This is a genomic window from Fictibacillus marinisediminis, assembly GCF_023149135.1.
In the GTDB taxonomy this organism is placed as follows: Bacteria; Bacillota; Bacilli; order Bacillales; family Fictibacillaceae; genus Fictibacillus_C; species Fictibacillus_C marinisediminis.
The window spans coordinates 41,940-63,764 of sequence record NZ_JAIWJX010000002.1 but is presented as its reverse complement, the minus strand read 5'-3'; the positions used below and the strand labels follow the sequence as shown (position 1 = coordinate 63,764).

At 43.6% G+C, this 21,825-nt stretch carries 22 protein-coding genes; 1 reads left to right on the top strand and 21 read right to left on the bottom strand.

Annotated features, from left to right (window positions below; genetic code table 11):
- Positions 1-67 precede the first annotated feature (67 nt).
- From mfd to metG, 18 genes are all read right to left on the bottom strand, one after another.
- Positions 68-3,601 carry a transcription-repair coupling factor gene (gene mfd, locus LCY76_RS00375; protein WP_248251043.1) on the bottom strand — a complete coding sequence of 1,178 codons (3,534 nt, stop codon included), beginning with the start codon at positions 3,599-3,601 and terminating at the stop codon, positions 68-70.
- 160 nt (positions 3,602-3,761) lie between these two features.
- Positions 3,762-3,992 carry an anti-sigma-F factor Fin gene (fin, locus tag LCY76_RS00370; RefSeq protein ID WP_248251042.1) on the bottom strand — a complete coding sequence of 77 codons (231 nt, stop codon included), beginning with the start codon at positions 3,990-3,992 and terminating at the stop codon, positions 3,762-3,764.
- A 72-nt stretch (positions 3,993-4,064) separates the two neighbouring features.
- Positions 4,065-4,625, bottom strand: a complete 561-nt coding sequence (gene pth / locus LCY76_RS00365) for an aminoacyl-tRNA hydrolase (protein ID WP_248251041.1) — start codon at positions 4,623-4,625, stop codon at positions 4,065-4,067.
- A 182-nt stretch (positions 4,626-4,807) separates the two neighbouring features.
- Entirely contained in the window at positions 4,808-5,479 is a 672-nt protein-coding gene (locus LCY76_RS00360; RefSeq protein WP_248251040.1) for a 50S ribosomal protein L25/general stress protein Ctc, read from the bottom strand.
- Between the two features lie 100 nt (positions 5,480-5,579).
- Positions 5,580-6,533 carry a ribose-phosphate diphosphokinase gene (locus tag LCY76_RS00355; protein ID WP_248251039.1) on the bottom strand — a complete coding sequence of 318 codons (954 nt, stop codon included), beginning with the start codon at positions 6,531-6,533 and terminating at the stop codon, positions 5,580-5,582.
- 64 nt (positions 6,534-6,597) lie between these two features.
- On the bottom strand, positions 6,598-7,971 hold the full coding sequence (gene glmU / locus LCY76_RS00350) for a bifunctional UDP-N-acetylglucosamine diphosphorylase/glucosamine-1-phosphate N-acetyltransferase GlmU (protein WP_248251038.1): 1,374 nt from the start codon (positions 7,969-7,971) through the stop codon (positions 6,598-6,600).
- A gap of 421 nt (positions 7,972-8,392) precedes the next feature.
- Complete coding sequence (spoVG, locus tag LCY76_RS00345) at positions 8,393-8,683, bottom strand: septation regulator SpoVG (protein ID WP_053356264.1); 291 nt, start codon at positions 8,681-8,683, stop codon at positions 8,393-8,395.
- Positions 8,684-8,843: 160 nt separating this feature from the next.
- A complete protein-coding gene (locus tag LCY76_RS00340; protein ID WP_248251037.1) occupies positions 8,844-9,221 on the bottom strand; it encodes a RidA family protein in 378 nt (125 codons plus the stop codon).
- Between the two features lie 2 nt (positions 9,222-9,223).
- The gene (gene purR / locus LCY76_RS00335; RefSeq protein WP_248251036.1) at positions 9,224-10,054 is read right to left on the bottom strand and encodes a pur operon repressor; all 831 of its coding nucleotides are present in this window, start codon (positions 10,052-10,054) and stop codon (positions 9,224-9,226) included.
- 117 nt (positions 10,055-10,171) lie between these two features.
- Positions 10,172-11,056 (bottom strand): 4-(cytidine 5'-diphospho)-2-C-methyl-D-erythritol kinase, encoded by an 885-nt coding sequence (ispE, locus tag LCY76_RS00330; RefSeq protein ID WP_248251035.1) that lies wholly within the window; start codon positions 11,054-11,056, stop codon positions 10,172-10,174.
- A 101-nt stretch (positions 11,057-11,157) separates the two neighbouring features.
- Positions 11,158-11,334, bottom strand: a complete 177-nt coding sequence (locus LCY76_RS00325; RefSeq protein WP_248251034.1) for a small, acid-soluble spore protein, alpha/beta type — start codon at positions 11,332-11,334, stop codon at positions 11,158-11,160.
- 132 nt (positions 11,335-11,466) lie between these two features.
- Positions 11,467-11,727 (bottom strand): biofilm formation stimulator Veg, encoded by a 261-nt coding sequence (gene veg, locus LCY76_RS00320; protein ID WP_061975971.1) that lies wholly within the window; start codon positions 11,725-11,727, stop codon positions 11,467-11,469.
- Between the two features lie 214 nt (positions 11,728-11,941).
- Positions 11,942-12,817 (bottom strand): sporulation peptidase YabG, encoded by an 876-nt coding sequence (gene yabG, locus LCY76_RS00315; protein ID WP_248251033.1) that lies wholly within the window; start codon positions 12,815-12,817, stop codon positions 11,942-11,944.
- Between the two features lie 86 nt (positions 12,818-12,903).
- Positions 12,904-13,776 carry a 16S rRNA (adenine(1518)-N(6)/adenine(1519)-N(6))-dimethyltransferase RsmA gene (gene rsmA / locus LCY76_RS00310; protein ID WP_248251032.1) on the bottom strand — a complete coding sequence of 291 codons (873 nt, stop codon included), beginning with the start codon at positions 13,774-13,776 and terminating at the stop codon, positions 12,904-12,906.
- Complete coding sequence (gene rnmV / locus LCY76_RS00305; protein WP_248251031.1) at positions 13,773-14,333, bottom strand: ribonuclease M5; 561 nt, start codon at positions 14,331-14,333, stop codon at positions 13,773-13,775. Before rnmV ends, rsmA begins: the two co-directional genes overlap by 4 nt.
- Before the next feature lie 150 nt (positions 14,334-14,483).
- Complete coding sequence (locus tag LCY76_RS23745; protein WP_272885542.1) at positions 14,484-15,680, bottom strand: G5 and 3D domain-containing protein; 1,197 nt, start codon at positions 15,678-15,680, stop codon at positions 14,484-14,486.
- A 217-nt stretch (positions 15,681-15,897) separates the two neighbouring features.
- Positions 15,898-16,665, bottom strand: a complete 768-nt coding sequence (locus LCY76_RS00290) for a TatD family hydrolase (RefSeq protein ID WP_248251030.1) — start codon at positions 16,663-16,665, stop codon at positions 15,898-15,900.
- 262 nt (positions 16,666-16,927) lie between these two features.
- Complete coding sequence (gene metG, locus LCY76_RS00285) at positions 16,928-18,889, bottom strand: methionine--tRNA ligase (RefSeq protein ID WP_248251029.1); 1,962 nt, start codon at positions 18,887-18,889, stop codon at positions 16,928-16,930.
- Positions 18,890-19,480: 591 nt separating this feature from the next.
- On the opposite strand from metG, the gene abrB reads away from it, so the two are divergent.
- A complete protein-coding gene (gene abrB / locus LCY76_RS00280) occupies positions 19,481-19,765 on the top strand; it encodes a transition state genes transcriptional regulator AbrB (protein ID WP_248251028.1) in 285 nt (94 codons plus the stop codon).
- A 51-nt stretch (positions 19,766-19,816) separates the two neighbouring features.
- Here the strand turns inward: abrB and rsmI are convergent, their stop codons facing one another.
- The 3 genes from rsmI to LCY76_RS00265 are packed head-to-tail and all read right to left on the bottom strand — an operon-like array spanning position 19,817 to position 21,699.
- Entirely contained in the window at positions 19,817-20,704 is an 888-nt protein-coding gene (rsmI, locus tag LCY76_RS00275; protein ID WP_248251027.1) for a 16S rRNA (cytidine(1402)-2'-O)-methyltransferase, read from the bottom strand.
- Complete coding sequence (locus LCY76_RS00270; RefSeq protein ID WP_248251026.1) at positions 20,670-20,966, bottom strand: GIY-YIG nuclease family protein; 297 nt, start codon at positions 20,964-20,966, stop codon at positions 20,670-20,672. Before LCY76_RS00270 ends, rsmI begins: the two co-directional genes overlap by 35 nt.
- The gene (locus LCY76_RS00265; protein ID WP_248251025.1) at positions 20,956-21,699 is read right to left on the bottom strand and encodes a tRNA1(Val) (adenine(37)-N6)-methyltransferase; all 744 of its coding nucleotides are present in this window, start codon (positions 21,697-21,699) and stop codon (positions 20,956-20,958) included. The genes LCY76_RS00270 and LCY76_RS00265 overlap by 11 nt, the downstream gene beginning before the upstream one ends.
- Positions 21,700-21,825: the final 126 nt, after the last annotated feature.

The following is a 21,825-nucleotide window of genomic DNA, read 5'->3' as shown; positions in this document are numbered from 1 at the left end:
ATTATTTGTTACCTTGCGAGTTCTATTCATCAAAAGCATTTTGTTTTTGGCCGGGTGCCGCTTCTCTTTATGATCTGGACTTGGCTTTATCTTTTTTGACGCTTTTTAGCTTCTTCAGTACCTGCTCCATTGCCTGAAGCAGTTCTTTATCCGAGATGCGTTTTTTGTTAAATAATATTTTAAGTCTTTCTTTTTCCACACCAAGATTAATGAACCGGCCGAGCTTATTGACGATATCAAACAGCTTGGCACCATCTATTTTCGCTGTCGCTTCCTGCGACAGCATGATGGTTACCGTATCGCCTTTTTGCTCAATGCTGTCCGCGCTTTCTTGTTTGGCCAGCTCTTTAATCCTCGCAATTAACAGCAAGCATTCCACTTCAACCGGATAATCGCCAAAACGGTCGATCAGACTGTCATGAAGCTCATCGACATCAGCAAGGGAGTTCGCCGCCTTAAATTGCTTGTACATGTCAATCTTCTGTTTGCTGTCGTCGATATAGGTCGAAGGAATATAGGCATCCACTTCAATATTGATATCAATCACAGGCACAGTTTTCTTCGGCTTGTCGCCTTTTCTTTCTTCAATGGCTTCCTGCAGCATTTGAGAATAAAGGTCAAATCCAACAGAGTCAATAAAACCATGCTGCTGAGCCCCCAGAAGGTTCCCCGCTCCTCGGATCGACAGGTCACGCATTGCAATTTTAAAGCCTGAGCCAAGTTCTGTGAACTCCTTAATCGCCTGAAGTCTTTTTTCAGCCACTTCCGTAAGCACTTTATCCCGCTGATAGGTAAAATAAGCATAAGCGACCCGGTTGGAGCGCCCAACCCTCCCTCTTAACTGATAAAGCTGGGAGAGGCCCATTTTGTCGGCATCATAGACGATCAATGTATTGACGTTCGGTATGTCTACACCCGTCTCTATAATGGTCGTGGACACTAGCACATCTGTATTGCCTTCAAGGAAATCAAGCATAACAGATTCCAGTTCGTTCTCCGACATCTGTCCGTGAGCCGCAGCTACCCTGACATCAGGGATGAGAGCTGCTATCTGTTCGGCCATCCGATCAATCGTTTCTACACGGTTATATAAAAAGTAAACCTGGCCGCCGCGCCCAAGTTCGCGCTCGATCGCCTCTCTCACAAGGGATGCGTTGTATTCCACTACATACGTTTGAACAGGAAAACGGTTTTCAGGCGGTGTTTCAATGACTGATAAGTCCCTTACACCAAGCATGGACATATGGAGCGTCCTCGGTATAGGGGTAGCCGTTAATGTCAGTACATCAACGTTTGATTTTAACCGTTTGATTTTTTCTTTATGAGTAACCCCAAACCGCTGTTCCTCGTCAATAATCAGAAGGCCCAGATCATGATACTGGACGTCCTTGGATAGTAAACGGTGTGTTCCGATGACAATATCAACAGTTCCGTTCTTAAGCCCTTTCGTCACTTCCGACTGTTCCTTTTTAGAACGGAACCGGCTGAGTGAACCAATGGTAATCGGAAACTCGGCAAAACGTTCACGGAAGGTTTCGTAGTGCTGCTGAGCCAAGATCGTCGTTGGAACGAGGAATGCCACCTGCTTGCCGTCCATAACTGCCTTAAAGGCGGCACGAATAGCCACCTCCGTTTTGCCATAGCCGACATCGCCGCAAAGAAGGCGGTCCATTGGGCGGGTCCTTTCCATATCGACCTTAATTTCATTAATAGCCCGAAGCTGATCATCTGTTTCCTGATAAGGAAAGGAGGACTCAAATTCCTGCTGTTCAGCTCCATCTTTTCCGAACGCATACCCAACACTGGCTTCGCGTTCAGCATAGAGCTTGATCAAGTCATCCGCAATATCCTGCACCGAAGACTTAACTTTGCTTTTGACCTTCTTCCAGTCACTTCCGCCTAAGGCATAGATTTTCGGTTCCTTCGCTTCAGAACCGACAAACTTCTGCACTTGGTCGATCTGCTCGACAGGCACATAGAGCTTGTCATTTCCGGCATACCGAATGTGAAGGTAATCCTTGTGGACCCCTTTTATTTCAAGGGTTTCAATCCCTAAGTATTTTCCAATCCCATGGTTAACGTGTACGACATAATCGCCGACTTTAAGTTCTGAATAGCTTTTGATCCGTTCGGCATTGGACATTTTTTGAGAGCGTACCGGACGTCTAGCCTTCTTCGTAAAAACTTCTTCCTCTGTAATCACAGCAAGCTTCTGTTTCGGTGATTCAAAACCACTCGATAAGTCACCGATCAAAATTTGATTTACTTTCGGCTTAAGAACCGTATCGCCAGAAATAAGACTCGCTTCCATTTCGTAGTCAGCCAGCACTCTTTCCAGGCGCTTTGCCCGCTCCTCATTGGCGGCAAGAAAGACGACTGTATATCCTGTTTTCTTCCACCGTTCCAGTTCACCCTTCAGGACCTGAAGCTGCCCATGGAAATTCTGCATTCCTTTGCTTTCGACATTTACAATATTCTGCGGATTGGTGTGCGGAACATGGCGCAGGAAAAGCGATAGATAAATTTTATGGAATGGTGCCTGCTGTAAGATATCGCTCTCTTGTGATAAACGGATATCCGTCAGAATTTCCCCTTGCATCAGCAGGGAGGTATGCCATTCTGCTTCTTCTTTTTCCAGCTGGTTCGACATCTCCTGAACACGGCTGACTTCATCCATTACGATAATACTGTCCTTCGGTACGTAATCCAGGAGACTGGCAGGCTCATCATAAAATAAGGATATATACTTATACATCCCCTGGAAGCGCTGCTTTTCCTTAAATTGGCCGATTTCATAGGCTGTATGTTCAACAAGCGTTTCTTTAACCTGCTTGTCTTTAATCTTTTTTAGTGTGGAGGCCACTCCGGCTTCCATCTTTTCAACCGCTGTTTCAAATTGTTCACTATAGAGCAGAATCTCCTGTGCCGGCCCGATCAATATTTTTTCTGTCTTTTTGTCAGACCGCTGCGTATCCGCTTCAAAAAAGCGGATCGAATCGATTTCCGTATCAAACAGCTCAATTCGGACCGGCAATCTTTCTGTTAAAGGATAGATGTCCAGAATTCCGCCGCGCATACTAAACTCTCCCGGGGAGGAAACCATGCTTACCCGCTCGTACCCAATGGCCACGAGTGTATTCAATACGTGTTCAACCTCAAGATCCATTCCTGTTTCAAATTCAAGCTGACTTTGTTTCCATAAACTTTTCGGCGGCAGAAATCTCCTGACACCGGCAATCGGAGCTATAATGACGCCTTTATCCTTATGGGCCAAAAAGTTAAGCACTTCTAACCGCTGAGCTTTTAACTCGGGACTGGCAATTGCAATTTCTGAAGATATCAAATCATTGACCGGGTAAAGAAAAACCTCTTCTTCCGGAAGCAGGCTGCATAGATCTTCATAGAGCTTCTGAGCCTGATAAAGATTATGAGTAATGACGAATTGTGTTTGTCCCGTCTGCTCATATAAAGAGGCAATTAGAAGCGTCCTTGCCGATCCGGATAATCCGGCGACCAGCTGTTCTTTCAGGTTTTCCTTTAAACCCGTCAGTACAGCCTGAAAATCATCGCCCTTGCTGTAGAGCTTTTTAAGTCCTAACATGTAAACCTCCCCCCTGATGAAATACAAACCCGTGTATTCCTCAGTACTATGTTGTATATGCTTACTGATGGTGTTTCTTGCTCTTTTCCCCGTTTATGATATGAATATTCTATTCTGTTTCAAACAGAAAAAGCCTTGGCCAGCTGCCAAAGCGACTTTCTTATTGAATAAAAGAATGGAGCGCATAGTAATCCGGGTTCCTCTCAAGCGCTTCATGACAATCCTCGCAAATGGTTTTGACTTGTAAATGCCCTTGCTTGTCATACTCAAGCATCGCTTGCCTTTCTTCAGAAGTAAGCTCGTGAAAACCAAGCTGTTCCGAAGTAAGATTCAAGTGCTCCAGGCTTCCCACGTGCTTTCCACAGTGGCGGCAATGATAATGAATAGCCAATGACTCAGCCCCCTTATCCGGTTCATATTATGTTATGTTACTCCCATTATGAACGGAACAGGGGATTTCTATTCAGCCGTTGTACTTATTCATGACGCGTGAAAACGGCATAGACAGAAAGGCTTCACACGCATCAGATGACCGTTGAAGAGCTGACTCAATAAGAGGAGCGTCCTCTTTAGAAAACGGACTGAGAACATAATCCGGTACAGGCTGGGCATTGGACGGCCTTCCAATTCCGAACCGGACTCTGTTATACTCCTGAGTGCCAATATGGGCGATAATAGATTTCATCCCATTATGGCCGCCGGCACTTCCTTTTTCCCTCAGCCTCAGTTTACCTGCAGGGGTATCCAGATCATCGTAAATGACCACCATGTCCTCAACAGCCAATTTAAAATAATCTTTAAAAGGGCGGACACTTTCTCCTGATAAATTCATATACGTTAAAGGCTTTAACAAATACACCTTTTCTCCATTAATTACACCCGTTCCATAAATCCCTTTAAACTTTGATTGGTTTAAAGGAATGTTAAAACGCTTTGATAATTCATCGATCACCCAAAAGCCCACATTGTGGCGTGTATTTTCAAATTCTCTGCCCGGGTTTCCGAGACCTACAAACCATTTCATATGAAATCCTCACTTTCATGGCCACTGTCTTACACCAACAGCCTATGATGATGCCACCTCATATTATACACTAAACTGTGCTGGTCATTAATTAAGAACGCCTACAGAAAAGCTCATTGGGCATCAATCAAAACAAACGGCGCAGCTTGCAGGCTGCGCCGTTCTTTATCTTCTGCTATTAATTATTCTTTAGACCCGCCGGAATCCTTGTCCTCATTATCCACAGCTTTTCCTTCTGCATCTCCGCCTGGATCCGCTTCTGCTTCTTCTCGATCTTCAGCATCTTCGTCTTCCGTTTCAGCAACCGTCGGAGGTGTAACAGTCAGAACAACTTCTTCCTCGTCATCAACAATTTCATAAGAAGATGAGGATGGAAGATCTTTTACAAGGAGGGAATCCCCAATGTTAAGATTTTCTGCATTGACTTCAATATGATCCGGGAAATCATTCGGCTTGGCTTTTACCGTCACCGTATGAAGAATACGCTGAAGGACTCCGCCTTCTTTCACTCCCGGAGATTCGCCAGTAACCGTTAGAGGCACATCAGCTTCGATTTCTTTTTTAAGGTCAACCACGATGAAATCAATATGTCTGACTTCATTTTTCAAGTGATCTCTTTGTACTTCCTGAACCATTACCGACAATTTTTTCTTATCATCTGTAACCAGGGAAATAACCCCGTTTAGTCCATGGTCTTTTATTACTTTTATAAACTCTGTTTCTGTAACAGCTACAGACTGAGGTTCTGTGCCGCTGCCGTATACAACTGCAGGCACATTCCCTTCTTGTCTAAGTTGAGTGATATAAGAACGCTTTGTGGTATTTCGTTTATTGGCTTTGAGTTCTGTTGCCATATTATTTCACCCTTCCTAAATATAAGTCTCTATAAGAATTACCCTATTTTACGAAGTTTAAAACTAAGCAAGCAAAAACCATACCTCCGAAAGCTGTCTATTAATCAAATAGTTTGGAAACAGAAAGCTGTTCGTGAACGCGAATAATCGCTTCTCCAAGCAATGGAGCCACAGATAGCTGAGTGACTTTGTCCGTGCGTTTTTCGTCTGGAAGGACAATCGTGTTCGTCACGACAAGTTCTTTAATCCTGGAGTTCTGGATGCGTTCCATTGCAGGACCTGACAATACAGGGTGTGTACAGCACGCATAGACTTCCTTCGCACCGTTTTCAACAAGCGCGTTTGCAGCAAGTGTGATCGTACCTGCAGTGTCGATGATGTCGTCAATCAAAATCGCCGTTTTTCCTTCAATGTTACCAACGATGTTCATGACTTCTGCAACATTCGGACGCGGACGCCGTTTGTCAATGATCGCAATCGGAGCTTTCAGACGGTCTGCCATTTTTCTTGCACGTGTTACTCCACCGTGATCAGGAGAAACCACGACAATGTCATCAAGTTTCTTATCTTCAAAGTAATTGGCAAGAATTGGAACACCAAGAAGCTGATCCACTGGAATATCAAAGAATCCCTGGATTTGGGTAGCATGAAGGTCGATAGTAATAACCCTTGTCGCCCCTGCAGTTTCTAATAGGTTTGCTACTAGTTTTGCTGTAATAGGTTCACGCGCACGCGCTTTGCGGTCCTGGCGGGCATACCCGTAATAAGGAATGACCACATTGATCGTTTTGGCTGAAGCACGTTTAAGCGCATCAATCATGATAAGCAATTCCATTAAGTGCTGATTAACTGGGTCGCTTGTAGACTGAATAATATAAACTTCGCTCCCGCGGATGCTTTCTTCGATATTGATTTGAATTTCGCCATCGCTGAAGCGGGTTACAGAGCTTTTTCCAAGATCAATTCCAATATGCTTCGCAATTTCCTGTGCGAGTTCAATATTTGAATTTAACGTAAAAACCTTTAACGTAGAATCAACATAACTAGTAGCCATTAACACCTATTCCTTCCGTTTTTTAAACTACTTGCTCAATTTTCTTGTAAACAGCTTTTATGCTTTATTTTTTGTTCTTTAATTTTGAAACATAACCTTCTTTAGTTGTCTGTCTGCTTCTTGCGATCGAGAATGCTTCACCCGGAACATCATCAGTAATCGTAGATCCTGCAGCGACATAGGCGTTTTGCCCGACTGTTACAGGAGCAATTAAATTGGAGTTGCAGCCGATGAAAGCTCCGTCTTCAACTTTCGTCAGATGCTTGTTCTCTCCATCATAATTCACGGTAATCGATCCGCAGCCGAGGTTCACCTCTCTGCCAATCTCCGCATCACCGATATAGCTTAAATGAGAAGCCTTGCTTCCTTGTGCCATTACCGATTTTTTCACTTCCACAAAGTTACCAATCTTTACCTGATCTTCAATAGAAGAAGCTGGGCGGATATGGGCGAATGGCCCGATGTTTACTTCATTACCAACCTCACTGTCATGAACGACGGACTGTTTGATCGTATTTCCATTTCCGAACTTACTGTCCTTAATTTCACTGTTTGGTCCAATAATATTGTTTTCACCGATGACAGAAGATCCATGGATCATTGTTCCCGGATAAAGAATGGTGTCTCTTCCGATGACTGCGTCAGAAGAAATATACGTCTGTTCAGGGTCAATGATGGTTACGCCGTTCCTCATATGCCCTTCATTGATTCGTTTTTTCATCGTTTTTTCCGCTTGCGAAAGGGCTACACGGTCATTGACACCAAGTGTTTCATCAAAAGATGGAGTCTGATAAGCTGCTACGACTTCACCTTTCTTCTGAATGATTTCGATTACGTCTGGCAAATAGTATTCACCCTGAGAGTTATCGTTATTGACAGAAGAAAGAGCCTCAAATAAGGACTGGTTATCGAAGCAGTAGGTTCCTGTATTAATTTCCTGTACTTTCTTTTCTTCGTCACTTGCATCTTTATGCTCAACGATTCTTTCAACCGTTCCGCTCTCATTGCGAAGTACACGTCCATATCCTGCAGGATCTTCTGCTTTCGCAGTAAGAATCGTGACCTTCGCGCCGGCAGCCTGATGCTCATCAATCAGCTTCTGCATCGTTTCTGCAGTGATCAGAGGAGTGTCGCCACATACGACAAGCGTAATGCCTTCCTCTTTTGACAGTTCCTCATCAGCCTGCATGACTGCATGCGCTGTTCCTAGCTGTTCTTCCTGAAGTACATATCCTGAACGGTCTCCTAGCTGGTCTTTAACCTTTTCGGCGCCATGGCCTACTACCGTTACAATCTTCTGCATGTCCAATTGAGAGATCTGATCGACCACGTGTTGTACCATCGGTTTGCCGCAGACAGGATGCAGTACTTTATATAAACTGGATTTCATTCTCGTTCCTTGACCTGCAGCTAACACTACTGCGAAGCGTTTACTCATAAATGACCTCCACTATTATTTACTATTACTCTGCTGATATTCCCTTACGAATATATCTTATAATCACAGTCATTTCAAGGAGTGTGAAGGATTTGTCAATGTATTGTTAAAAAGCTCCAATGGTTTGGCAGAGACGCCGTGCACTGGAGGCCTTGAGATCCAGCACGTCCTTTGTGCTGGGCCGAAGGGGCGAAGTGACTCAAGTCTCTAACCATTTGAGCGGGATTAGTTAAAAAGCTCTAATAACGCATTATTACTCATAATGACATTACCATTGGCTATGAATATAGCTATCCTTGCAGAACTTTAATGACTAGATACATCATTGGAACTTCTCTTTTCATTCCTGTCTTAAAACCACCCATACTGAAAAAAACATAAAAAAAGAACTCCTTGAGTAAGGAGTTCTTTTATACGCTGTTTAGGATGCCCCTGCTTCTTCAAAAGCAGATTCCATTTCACCCATTCTGTGATATTCTGTCAACACCGCGTTTTGAATCTTTTCGCGTGTGCTGGACGTAATCGGGTGAGCGATATCTCTAAATTCCCCATCCGGTGTTCTTTTGCTAGGCATAGCAACGAACATACCGTTATTCCCATCAATCACACGAATGTCATGGATAACAAATTCATGATCGATCGTAATCGAAGCAATCGCTTTCATACGTCCTTCTGTATTTACCCTTCTAAGTCTTACATCAGTCACTTCCATTCCAAACACCACCTTTTTCCATAAATAAGAACGTATAACAACATTTCTTCATTCTTTTTCAAAATCCTTCTATATATAATAAAAATTTTTAAAAAATTATGTAAAATAGAAAATAGCACCTTCTCAAATGAAAAGGTGCTATTTTCCTATCTTTTTATTTTTACGCTTTGACTAAGGCAATGACTTCAATTTCAATTTGCACATCCTTTGGCAGGCGGGCAACTTCCACACAAGAACGGGCAGGCTTGTGTTCAGAGAAATACTCTCCGTATACTTCATTAATGGTTCCAAAATCATCCATATTCTTGATAAAGACAGTCGTTTTTACCACTTGCTCGAATGAAGAGTTCGCTTCCTCCAAAACAGCCTGAAGGTTTTTAAAGACCTGATGGGTTTGCGCAGCAATATCGCCTTCCACCAAGGTGCCTTCTGCAGTAAGAGGAATCTGGCCTGAACTGTAAAAAAGATTATTAACAACCATCCCCTGTACATACGGGCCGATAGCTGCAGGTGCTTTTGCAGTCTGTACCTTGTTCATCGTTATCTCTTCTCCTTTTGAATGAAGTAATTTCCTTCCTCAACCTCTATCCTCTGTTCCTTTTCATTCACACTGGCCAGCCGGGTTAATGACACATAATCATCGACGAGCCTCTCTGCTCCATCCTGTGCCTCAACGAGCACACCGATTCCAGCCACTTCCGCCTGGAACTCTTTGATCAGGCTGATCATGCCGCGGATTGTGCCGCCAGCCTTCATGAAGTCATCAATAATGAGTACGTTGGCATCCTTCTTGATACTTCTTCTCGCCAGCGCCATCGTTTGAATGCGTTTCGTTGATCCCGATACATAGTTGATACTGACAGTAGATCCTTCCGTCACTCTGCTGTTGCTGCGTACGATTACGACAGGAACATTCAACTGCGAGGCCACTGCATACGCCAAAGGTATTCCCTTCGTTGCCACGGTCATGACGGCATCAATTTTTTGATGCGAAAAAACGGAGGAAAAAAGCCGCCCCACCTGGTTGACCAGATTAGGATTTCCAATGATGTCCGTTAAGTAAAGGTAACCGCCGGGAAGCAGCCGGTCAGGATCTTCAAGCATCCCGGTCAGTTCTTCAATGATTTCTTTTGCTTCCGCTTCAGAAACAGAAGGAATATACTTTACGCCGCCGGCTGCGCCAGCCACCGTAATGATAGAGCCAATCCCTTGGTATTCAAAATTTTCTTTAATGATGGCCAAGTCTTCGCTGATGGATGATTTGGCAGACTGATACCTCTCCACAAAGTATGATAATGGAATCAACTGATGTGGATGCTGCAATAGGTATGTGGTTAAGTCAACCATTCTTCCGCTTCGTTTTAACTTCATCCTGCGCCTCCAAAAACCGAATATTTGAAGTTAATATACCATTTTCATACGGTTTTTATCAACATACAAATGAAAATCGTTCAAATTATCCGTTTTTTTAAAGAGGACGAAAGAACATTAGTATTTAAAGTCTTCCTGTCCCTCGCCCAGCAGACGTACAGCGTAAACTTCATGGCAAAAACCTCTCAGGCCGTTGTACACACGGTTAACCCGCGACTCATGCTGAAACAGTCCAAAAACGGTTGGGCCGCTTCCGCTCATGAGCACGCCATCTGCACCGAGCCGATGCATTTGATCTTTGATCTGCTTTACTTCCGGATAAAGGGGAAGTGTAACCGTTTCGAGAACGTTTCCTAGCTGGCCGCAGACACCTTCATAATTATTCGTTTCAATCGCATGAACCATCGCGTCAATGTCAGGGTGATCAATGGTTTTTGTATCAAGCCTTCGGTACACTTCAGCAGTCGATACACCGATCGGGGGTTTGGCAAGCAGCACCCAGCAAGGCGGCGGCGCTTTAATATGCTGTATATGTTCCCCTCTGCCAGAAGCGATAGCCGTACCGCCGTAAACACAAAAGGATACGTCAGAACCGATCTTCGCCCCAAGTACAGCCAGTTCATCCAGAGAAAGTCCGAGTTTCCAGATCTCATTCAGGCCTTTTAATGCCGCGGCTGCATCGCTGCTCCCCCCTGCAAGTCCAGCTGCAACAGGAATATTCTTAGCAATGTGGATCCCGACTCCTTTTTTAACCCCAAAGGTCTTCTTGAGAAGCAAAGCTGCTTGATAAGCCAGGTTCCGCTGATCGAGAGGGACGAACCCGCCTGTAGATTCAATCGTTATTCGATCTTCCTCAAGGAGTGTCAGTTCCACACGGTCAGAGAGGTCTACCGTCGTCATAATCATTTTTACTTCGTGGTACCCATCTTCCCGTTTACCTAGAACATCCAGAGACAAATTGATTTTTGCCGGAGCCTTGATGGATATCTTATTATCATTCATAAAGATTCCCCTATATTTTTAAGATAATTTGATACTATCATAAAACGGGAAGCGCCTCTATATACAAAAAACCGGAGCATGGCTCCGGCGTCTCGCATATTTTATTGCTGTCGGGACAGGTTCTGCTGCGCCATTTCTATCGCGCGCTTTACCATATTGCCTGCGTCCTTGGACTTAATGCCGCCCCAGCCTTCCTTTTGGACCGTATCATAAAACCCAAGGTCTTTTGCAAGCTCCATCTTGAAATGTTCAGACATCATTCCACGTCTACGGCTCATGATGCAATACCCCTCTCAAAAAATAAGCGATAAGGGTAGTATTTTACAGATTATAAAATGTTATGTATCAACCATTGGTTTGCTTATGTCTTCGTTTTTTGAAAAAAGGCAAAAAAAAAGCAGTAAGGATTCTTACTGCCCGCTAACCACCTGGGATTCTTCTAAGAAAGTTAGTTCAACGGTTTCCGTTAATACGTCAGCGTAGCTGTAAGAAACACGTTCAAAAGCGTTGGTGTCCTGATCCAGTTTAATAATGAATACGGCAGGGTATGTTTCTTCTAAGGTACCAAGTCGTTCAATCGTTTTGCGACGACCTCCGTTGGCTCTTAGAGAAAGTCTTTTACCCACGTTAGACTCTAAAATTCGTCTAATGTCCACAATTGTTTTACCCATATCGGCTCCACCTCACTTAGACAAATTGTAACACAAATCGCTACTTTTTGTCAAATTAAAACTAAAATTATAGCAATTTTGAAGTTCAGATGTCAATGAAAAATTATCCTTTTTTTCACTTTTATTATGTGGGAAATTGTAAAAAGTATGTATGCCTGCCAATAATCTTTTTTTAAACATAAAAAAACCTCCAGCAAACAGGCTGGAGATTTTCTTATTGGATGTAGGTTTGTGATTTAATCGGCATGCCAGTCCGCAAGAACCCTTTTGTTTCGACTCCGCCCAATCCTTCCCGGCCCGTGAGCGTGTTCCGCAGGACGTCCATCACATTCACATGTTCCATAAAGGAAGTCAGGCTGATCTTGGATACGATATAAACAGGGTCCAGGGCGTGGATGTTGATCCTAGCCGGTGAGCTGGCAAAATTGCTGCCCGCTTTTATCAATGACTCAAAATGAGATTGGCATGCTCCTGCAAAAATCATTAAATGATCAAGCTGAGGATTTTTCCTCCGAATTTCTTTTACGGTTCTTACAAAGAATTTAGTGTGCCGATACGCCTGAATATCATCAATTGATCCTTTGCTCTTCATGTAGGCGTCATGCCCGGTGATGACCAGGATATCCGGCCGCACTTCATCGACAAGGGCGGGAACTTTTTCAGGCATTTCTGTTTCCTTCAGATGGATGCCATATACAGGAACACCAAGCCGCTTATAGAGCTCAAGGCATTTGCTTAAATAGAGGGGATCACCATCTACGTGAAGAACCCGGCCGGGCAGCTCGAAATACGATTGGTCATATTCATAGCCGTTTGTTGAAAGGTATTCTCTCTTCTGCCTGAGCAGGTAGTAATCCTGCCTGAACAGTTTATAGGAGGACTCTTCCTTTTCCTGCCCCGCCTGCCGTCTTTCGTGCTGCTGCTGCGGAGACATGGTTACAAGATCAGCAACCGGGGCATCGGCAAGCAGCCTCATCTCTTCACCGGCAAGATCTGCCACTGTTTTATCTTCATTGAACCCTACAATACGAAACAATAGATCACATTTATATGACGTCCTGCCAACCACTGATCCGATTTCAAGTTTCATCGAACTCCCCCTGTTTGGAGAAAAGTACAAATCCCAGTTACATCATCCTTTTTAAAGATATGTCACCGGGATTAGAAACATGAGTCTCATTTTAGAAGGGGAGCTAAAGCGTCTGCAAGTTTTGCAAATTCTTCGATGGTCAGGGTCTCGCCTCTTCGTTTTGGATCGATCTGAATTTCATCAAAAACTTCTTGGAGCTCTTCTCTCTTCTCTTTTAATGGAAGGTTATTCAGCAAGTTGTTCCAAAGTGTTTTTCTTCTTTGGCCAAAAGAGGAACGAATCACTTCAAAGAAGAAGGTTTCATCCTTCACTTGAACAGGCGGCTCTTTTCTCAGGGTCAGCCTGATAACGGCAGAGTCCACGTTAGGCGCCGGCACAAAAACCGTTTTAGGCACTTTCAGAACCGTTTCTGCTTCCGCATAGTACTGTACAGCAATCGACAAGGAATTGTAATCCTTCGTTCCCGGTTTAGCCGCAAGCCTGTCCGCTACCTCCTTTTGGATCATACAGACGATTCCCCGGATCGGAAGCTTTTCCGTTAAGAGCTTCATAATGATTGGTGTGGTCACATAATAAGGAAGGTTTGCCACAACCATAATATCCTCTATCCCTTCAAACTCTTGTCTGATCACTTGAGAAACATCGGCCTCAAGAATATCAGAATGAATAACTTTCACATGAGGATAAGGCTCCAGGGTCTCGCTTAAGATGGGAAGCAGCCGCTGGTCAATCTCAAAAGCAACGACCTTTTTTGCCTGGCGAGCGATATGCTCTGTCAACGCACCAATTCCCGGCCCGATTTCTATAGCCCCGGATTCCTCTGTTAAATCAGCCTGGGCGACGATATTGTTCAGTATATTACGGTCAATCAAAAAGTTCTGACCGAGACTTTTTTTAAATGTGAAACCATGTTTCTTCAGTATGGCCTTTGTACTTTGCGGATTTGAGATATCCTTCATCTTTCCTGTTCCTCCTGTAAAATTTCCTTCATGGCATCAGCAAATTGCTGTTCAGTAATCTGAAACATCATCAAGCGCTTGTGCAGCTGCTTTCCGTTCATATATCCGATCTTTAAGCTCTTTCCAAGCTTTTCTCTTCTGGCCTTTGCCTGCTGTCCGCCGACTAGCCCTGCTGATACAAGATCGTTCCATGAAATTTTTTCTGTTTCTTCTATATATTCTTCTTTTACATGACGCAGTGCTTCTCTTATTGAATCCTTTGAGGCATGCTCCACTCCAATGCCTTTTTTATTTCTTGCCATCGCTTCCTTTTTGGGAAGAAATGCATGCTTGCAACCGGGTATCTTGTTTGAAATGATTTTCCGGATGCGCTCCCCCGGATAATCAGGATCTGTAAACACGATAACCCCTCTTTTTTCCTGAGCAAGCCTGATCTGTTCTATCGTTTCATCACTTATTTCTGAACCGTTTGTTTCAATGGTGTCCGCATTGACCGCATTCTGTATCACGATGGTATCACTTTTGCCTTCAACCACAATTATTTCTTTAATTTTCATGATTTCCTCCCAGGTCATGCAAAAAACTACTTCCTAGTATACCCTTACTTTCCCTTAAGGAAAATAAAAAGCAGAGGATTGGCATCAATACCCGCTTTTGCGGGTATGGACACAGCTCCCCTGCTTCTCTTCTATATCCGGAATTTAGCTTTATTTAATAATTTTAACTCTTACCGTTTTTCTTCCCCATTTGACAGCCTCTGACTGAGAGGAGAAGAAAACATCGATGCGATTGCCATTGATGGCACCGCCTGTATCAGAAGCGATAGCATAGCCATAGCCTTCTACATACACTTTGCTCCCAAGCGGAATGACTTTTGGGTCTACCGCGATGACTTTCGCTTTAGGATTGGCGTGAAGGTTCAGGCCTGTCCTCGTCTTGCCCGAACATCCGGCGCAGCTCGCAGTGTAAGCGGTACTTGTAACATAAAGTTCCTTGCCTCCGGAAGGAGCACTCTTTCCGCGCGAAACCGTAACAGGTTTCGGCTTTGTGCCTTCGGCTATTACCTTATCTGAACTATCTTCCAATGTTTTTTTACTTTTTAATTTTCGGGAAACCTCTTTCCCGTTTTCAAGTACGACCTCATACTTTTTCGATACCCGGCCTTTGGAGCCCGGTTCTACCACTTTCTCTTTTCCTTTTGCCAGTTTTCCGTCTTTACGGGTGACGGTAGCAAACGGCGTATCTTCTTCCACTACATCGGTGACCTTTTCTACTCTGATGATATTAACCTTCATGTCGTTGTTTAACTTCGTCTCTTTAGCGGGCTCTACCCGGTCAAGATCCCCTAGTTTCACTTTGTTTTGTTTTAAAAGGTCAGCGACCGTAGTCGAAGTGGTCCAAACTTGCTTTTCTTTTCCGCCTACAACAAGGTCAACTGAGACAGCTTGCTGAAGGTTTATGTGCTGCTGAGTTTTGAGCGGCGTTGCTAGACCAGGTTTAAGTTTATCATGCTGGTTCACGCTGATATTGCGTTCGCCTAAAAATTCTTTAACAGTGCTGGCTGTTGACCAAACCGATTGTTTTTCTCCATCCTGCGTAAAGTTAATTTTATGTGCAGGTGTATACTCAATCTTCATGCCGTTTTTAAGCGGCTCGTTTAATCCTGGTTCCACCTCATCATGGCGATTAACCGATATACCGTAGTCAGAAAGTGCATCCCTAACATTTTCTGCGTGTGAACTAAACGATTTCTCTTTCCCATCAACCATGATCATAACGTCGGTTTTCGAAGTTTCATAGCTTACGAAACCTGTTGTTACAGCCAGAACGATGATCGCGGCAGCAGCCATTACGAGCTTTTTCGTGAAGAAATCATAAAAAAGCTTACTCTTGCTCCTGTTCATGTCATCCATTCCCCCTTTACAAGGATTGAAGTATAATCGTTGAATAATTCGTTGTCAAATCCCCCCTCTTATGCAAATTAATTACACAAGCCCAATTATGTAAGGAAAAAGGGTGAAAAGGGAAGGAAAACCGTTCGACAGTTTCCTCTTCCGTAATGTTGATTTTGCTGGATTTACAACGTTTTTGCCTGTTTTTTTCTCTTTTCGACAAAACCGGTCAGCGATTGATGCCGAATAATTGTCTGGCATTGTCGGAAGTTTTTTTAACTAAATCTTCCAGAGGCATTTCTCTTAACTCGGCGATAGCCTCAGCTACGTACTTTACATATGATGGTTCATTTCGCTTGCCCCTGAGCGGATGGGGACTTAGGTAAGGACAATCCGTTTCGATAAGGAGCCGGTCGATCGGGATTTCTTTCGCCACTTCTTTTGGCTTCTTGGCATTTTTAAATGTAACTGGCCCGCCAAAAGAAATGTAGAAGTTCATGTCCAAACACTGTTTAGCAACCTCCAGGCTGCCGCTGTAACAGTGCATGATTCCGCCAACTTCCTCGGCACCTTCGCTTTTAAGAATATCAACGACATCCTGTGTCGCATCGCGATTATGAATAATAATCGGAAGCTTCACTTTCTTAGCAAGTTGAATCTGTTGGCGAAAGACATCTTTCTGAACATCTTCCGGTGATGTATCCCAATGGTAATCCAGCCCCATCTCACCTAAAGCCACCACTTTGGGGTGAGCTGCGAGTTCTTCGATCCACTGTAAATCTTCCGGTGTCATATCCACCGCGTCCACGGGGTGCCATCCTACAGCTGCATAGATAAAATCATATGTATCAGCCAACTTTATAGCGCCTTTGATTGTCGGCCGGTCAAACCCAACGACAACAATATGTGAAATTCCTTCATCCAAAGCTCTTTGTATTACCTCTTCAAGATCTTCTTCAAACTGAATTGCATTTAAATGTGCGTGTGTATCAAACATGAAGAAAGCCCTCCTAATTAATACTTTCACAGTTTATCATACCTTTGTCCTATAACACCAAGACGTCTGGATAACAATTGCATTACAGTTTTATTACATATTGGAAATAACATGCCCCATTTGACCCCTTTAAGAAAAGCGCAAGTGGCCTGGTTAAGTCCGACAAGCGCTGGAGCTAGACATCACATCTTTGCAGGCTAAATATTACGCTTTCTTCCTATCAAAAAAGGGAACCCTTTTAGGCTCCCCTTTCACGCGTACTTTATTTGATTTTTGATCCATTCGGCAAGCTTTGATCGACCGTTGCCAGAGTCAGCTGATCTCCGGCTGAACCAGCGAGGATCATGCCTTCTGACAGTTCTCCCCGGAGTTTTACCGGTTTAAGGTTGGTGACGCAAATGACTTTTTGTCCTACCAAATCTTCAGGTCGGTAATACTTTGCGATACCTGAGACTACCTGCCTTTTCTCATAACCGAGATCTAGCTGAAGCTTCAAGAGTTTGTCCGCTTTTTTAACTGGTTCCGCCTCGATGACTTGAGCCACTCGAAGGTCAACTTTCATAAAATCATCAATCGAGATCTCAGCTGTTTCTTCTTTTTCAACGATGGCTTCCGGTGCCTTCTCTTCTTGCTCTGCAGCAGGTGCACCACCCATAGACTGCTGAATATAGCTCACTTCTTCCTCAGTTTCAAGACGAGGGAAGATTGGATTTCCTTTTTGTACCTTCGTTCCTTCAGGCAGTTTACCAAATTCATAAACGGTGTTCCAGTCTGTAAGCTCACCTTCCTGGATCCCAAGCTGTCCCCAGATTTTCGCAGGCGCATTCGTAAGAAACGGCTGAATCAGTACGGAAACAATACGGATGGACTCCGCCAAATGGTACATGACTGCTGCCAGAGCCTTTTTGTCTTCTTCATTTTTTGCTAGGATCCAAGGCTGGGTTTCATCGATATATTTATTCGTGCGGCTGATCAATTGCCATATGCTGCTTAAAGCTACTGAAAACTCCATGTTCTCCAGAGATTCTTCTGCTTTTTTCACAGTGTTTTGAACAAAATCAACAAGCGTTTGGTCAAAGTCCGTTACATTCCCTTCATAAACAGGAATCGCTCCGTCAAAGTACTTATTGATCATCGCCACCGTACGGTTCACAAGGTTGCCCAGGTCATTGGCAAGGTCATGGTTCACCCGGTCTACAAAGCTTTCAGGCGTAAACACGCCGTCAGAACCAAAAGGAACTTCACGGAGAAGATAGTAGCGCAGGGCATCCAGTCCATATCGGTCAATCAAGGTTACAGGATCGACAACGTTTCCTTTGGATTTGGACATTTTTCCGTCCTTCATAAGCAGCCAGCCGTGGGCAAAGACTTTTTTGGGAAGTGGAAGGTCCAGTGCCATTAGCATGATCGGCCAGTAAATCGTATGGAACCTGACGATCTCTTTACCGACGAGATGAACATTTGCCGGCCAGAATTTTTTATACTTTTCATCGTTTTCTGATCCATAACCGAGCGCTGTAATATAATTGGAAAGCGCGTCAATCCACACATAGATAACATGCTTCGGATTGCCGGGCACCTTCACACCCCAGTCGAAAGACGTACGGGAAACCGCGAGATCCTCTAATCCAGGCTTGATAAAGTTATTGATCATCTCATTTTTGCGGGATTCCGGCTGAATGAACTCCGGATTCTCTTCATAGAACTGAAGAAGCCTGTCCGCATACTTGCTCATATTAAAGAAATAGCTCTCTTCCTTTACGCGCTTTACTTCTCTTCCGCAGTCCGGGCATTTTCCGTCGACAAGCTGAGTCTCAGTGAAGAAGGATTCACACGGCGTACAGTACCAGCCTTCATACTCGCCAAGGTAAATATCTCCTTGATCAAGAAGGCGCTTAAAGATTTTCTCCACACCCTCTTTATGCCTGTCTTCGGTTGTACGGATGAAGTCATCGTAAGAGATATCGAGTTTCTGCCAAAGGTCTTTGATCCCCGTCACGATATCATCTACATAGTGCTGCGGAGTTACTCCGTTCTCTTCCGCCTTCTGCTGAATTTTTTGGCCGTGCTCATCTGTTCCAGTCAAATACATAACTTCATAGCCTTTTAAGCGTTTATATCTTGCCAAGGCATCGCCCGCTACTGTTGTGTACGCGTGGCCGATATGGAGTTTTCCGCTTGGATAATATATTGGTGTTGTAATATAAAATGTTTTTTCTCCCATAATGAATTCCTCCGGTTAAAAAATTTAATAAACTATGAAAAAAGCCCCTGCAAAAAGAGGGACATTTTATTTACAGAAAAAAGTGACTGCTCATTTCGCCTATCAAATTTGTCAGTTCTATGAAAAGTGTAAAAAAATGTTTGTTCTGGGACATAAAATACAAAACAAGTGCGAAATCACTTTATGTAAATACTTTCATTATGCTCTTTTCTTCACTCAAAATATACCTAATCCCGTAAAGTCATGTCAAGGTAAACAGGATGCACGGTGAAGAATAGGCTAAGGGAGTATTTTTTAAAAGTCAGTTTTGTCGAATAATGACGAATTTATCAAGAATAATTCCCAGTAATTTTTTTGAAAAACAAGGATAATTTTCTAAACCTATTTTTACCTGTTTGTAAAGATAATCTGGTATGATTGAACTTATAGAAAAACGGGTAAATAGATAGAGAAATTTTTGTTTGCAAAATAGTTGACCTCATCTGGAAATATTGTTATGATGAATCCGTAAGATTTTGTCGAATTCTGACGATTATATATATAAATAATATTAGGATTTAAATATCTACTATTCGGGAGGAGATTACTAAAATGAAATCTACAGGTATTGTTCGTAAAGTTGATGAACTAGGACGTGTGGTAATTCCAATCGAATTACGACGCACACTCGGAATTGCTGAAAAAGACGCACTTGAAATCTACGTTGATGATGACCGCATCATCCTTAAAAAATACAAGCCCAATATGACTTGTGCAGTAACTGGGGAAGTTTCTGATGACAACTACTCACTTGCTGGCGGCAAAATCATTCTTAGCCCAGAAGGCGCACAAGAAATCATGAATGAACTTCAAAAACAATTTCAAGCAACAAAGTAAGGATTGAACAAAAAAGAGCCTCCTGATGACAGGAGGCTCTTTTTTATGTGATTAGCTTTCATTTTCAACGTGATAGGCCTGGTATACTTCTCGCTTTGGCAGATTTCGGTCAGCCGCTGCTTTTTTTACCGCTTCTTTACTTTTTAGCTGTTCTTCATCGATGTAATGCTGGACGTGTTCAACAAGCGTCAGAGGATCCCACCACTGAGATTCTGCCTTTTCTTCAGGTGCATCTGACGAGCCTTCAATCACCAGGCAAAACTCGCCTCTGATCTCTGTTTCCTTAGCCCAATCCACCAACGTGCTTAATGGACCTCTGATGAACTCCTCATATTTCTTTGTCAATTCTCTCGCCATCGAAACACTCCGCTCACCCAAAATGTCATGCATAATGGATAAGGTTTCTTTCAGTCGATGGGGAGACTCATAAAAGATCATCGTAAATGGATAGGACTTGAGCCGCTCAAGCTGTTCTTTCTTTTCTTTCTTGCCCCGTGGCAAAAATCCGTAAAAGTAAAAATCCTTCGTATTAAGTCCTGAAGCAATTAATGAAGATAATGCCGCATTCGCCCCGGGGAGAGGAACAACAGGAATCTTTTCCTGCAGTGCGCTCACAACAAGTTCATAACCCGGATCGGAAATGGCCGGTGTTCCTGCATCTGAAACAAGTGCCACTGTTTTTCCTTCTTTCAGCAGGTCGATGAGCTTCATGCCGCTCACTTCTTTATTATGTTCATGGTAGCTGAAAAGAGGGGTCTGGATCTCAAAGTAATTGCAGAGCTTTTTCGTCTGCCTTGTATCTTCCGCTCCTATGTAATCAGCTTCCCTTAAAATCCGTATCGCACGAAAAGTCATGTCCTCCAGATTTCCAATCGGCGTAGGAACTAAATAGAGTAAACCTGTTTCATGACCGCTCTGATAGCTGTTCTGCTGCCACATGGTATACAGCGCCTCCTTTCCTGATCAAGTGTTCCTTCTCTTTCTTCGTCATTCTTTTTATTCGGTATTCTGCTTTCATCGCATCTTCTTTAGTTGGAAAATCAGCGAAGAAAACAAGCTGCAGCGGGGCTCTCCCTCTTGTGTACTTTGCTCCCTTTCCTGATTCATGAGCCAGTACCCGCTTTTCCAGGTTATTGGTATAGCCGGTATAGAGGGTATCATCACTGCACTTCAGAATATAAACATAAAATTTATTTTCCATAGAAGACCTTCTTCAATTCTTCCGTATATTGCCCGTCTTCTTTATACACGGTCAGCGGAGGGAGAATATGAAGATCAGGCTTGCCGTCCTTCATTCCCTCAACAAGCAGCATGTTCGCCTCACCGCCTTGCTTTGGATAAACAAACTGCAGCCTTTTGGGCTCAAGCCTATATTTTCTCATCAGGCTCAATATATCCATCAGCCGCTGTGGGCGGTGAACGAACGCAGCTTTACCTCCCTGCTTTACCAGCTTGCTGCTCACTGAGATCACATCTTCAAGTGTACAATGGATCTCGTGCCTGGCTACCGCCAAATAAGGGTTCTCATTATAATCTTTTTCATTTACCGAGGAAAAATACGGCGGATTGCATACGACCGTATCAAACTTTCCTGTACCAAGCTTTCCAGGAAGATTGATGATGTTCTCTGTCAGTATTGATACCTGATCCTGCATCCCATTAACTTCCACGCTACGGCCGGCCATATCACTCAGCCGTTCCTGAATCTCTACTCCTGTGATGGCTGCCTTCGAACGCTGTGTCAATAACAAGGCGACGGCTCCGTTTCCTGTGCACAGATCGATAATGTTTCCCTTTTGAATGGGTACGTAGGCAAACCTGCTCAGCAGTACGGCATCCAGAGAAAAAGAAAAGACGGATGGGCTCTGTATGATTTTCAAAGATTCATCAACTAGATAGTCTAACCGCTCGTCTCCTTTTAACAGGTTTTCCATTTCATCACTCTTTCTGCCTCACTATTTTCTTTGGCTTTTTTAAAGCATATTGTTGATTTAATCACACCCTGCTCAAAATCAACAACATTGACGAACAGAGTTTTTCTTTAAACATAGAAAAGAGTC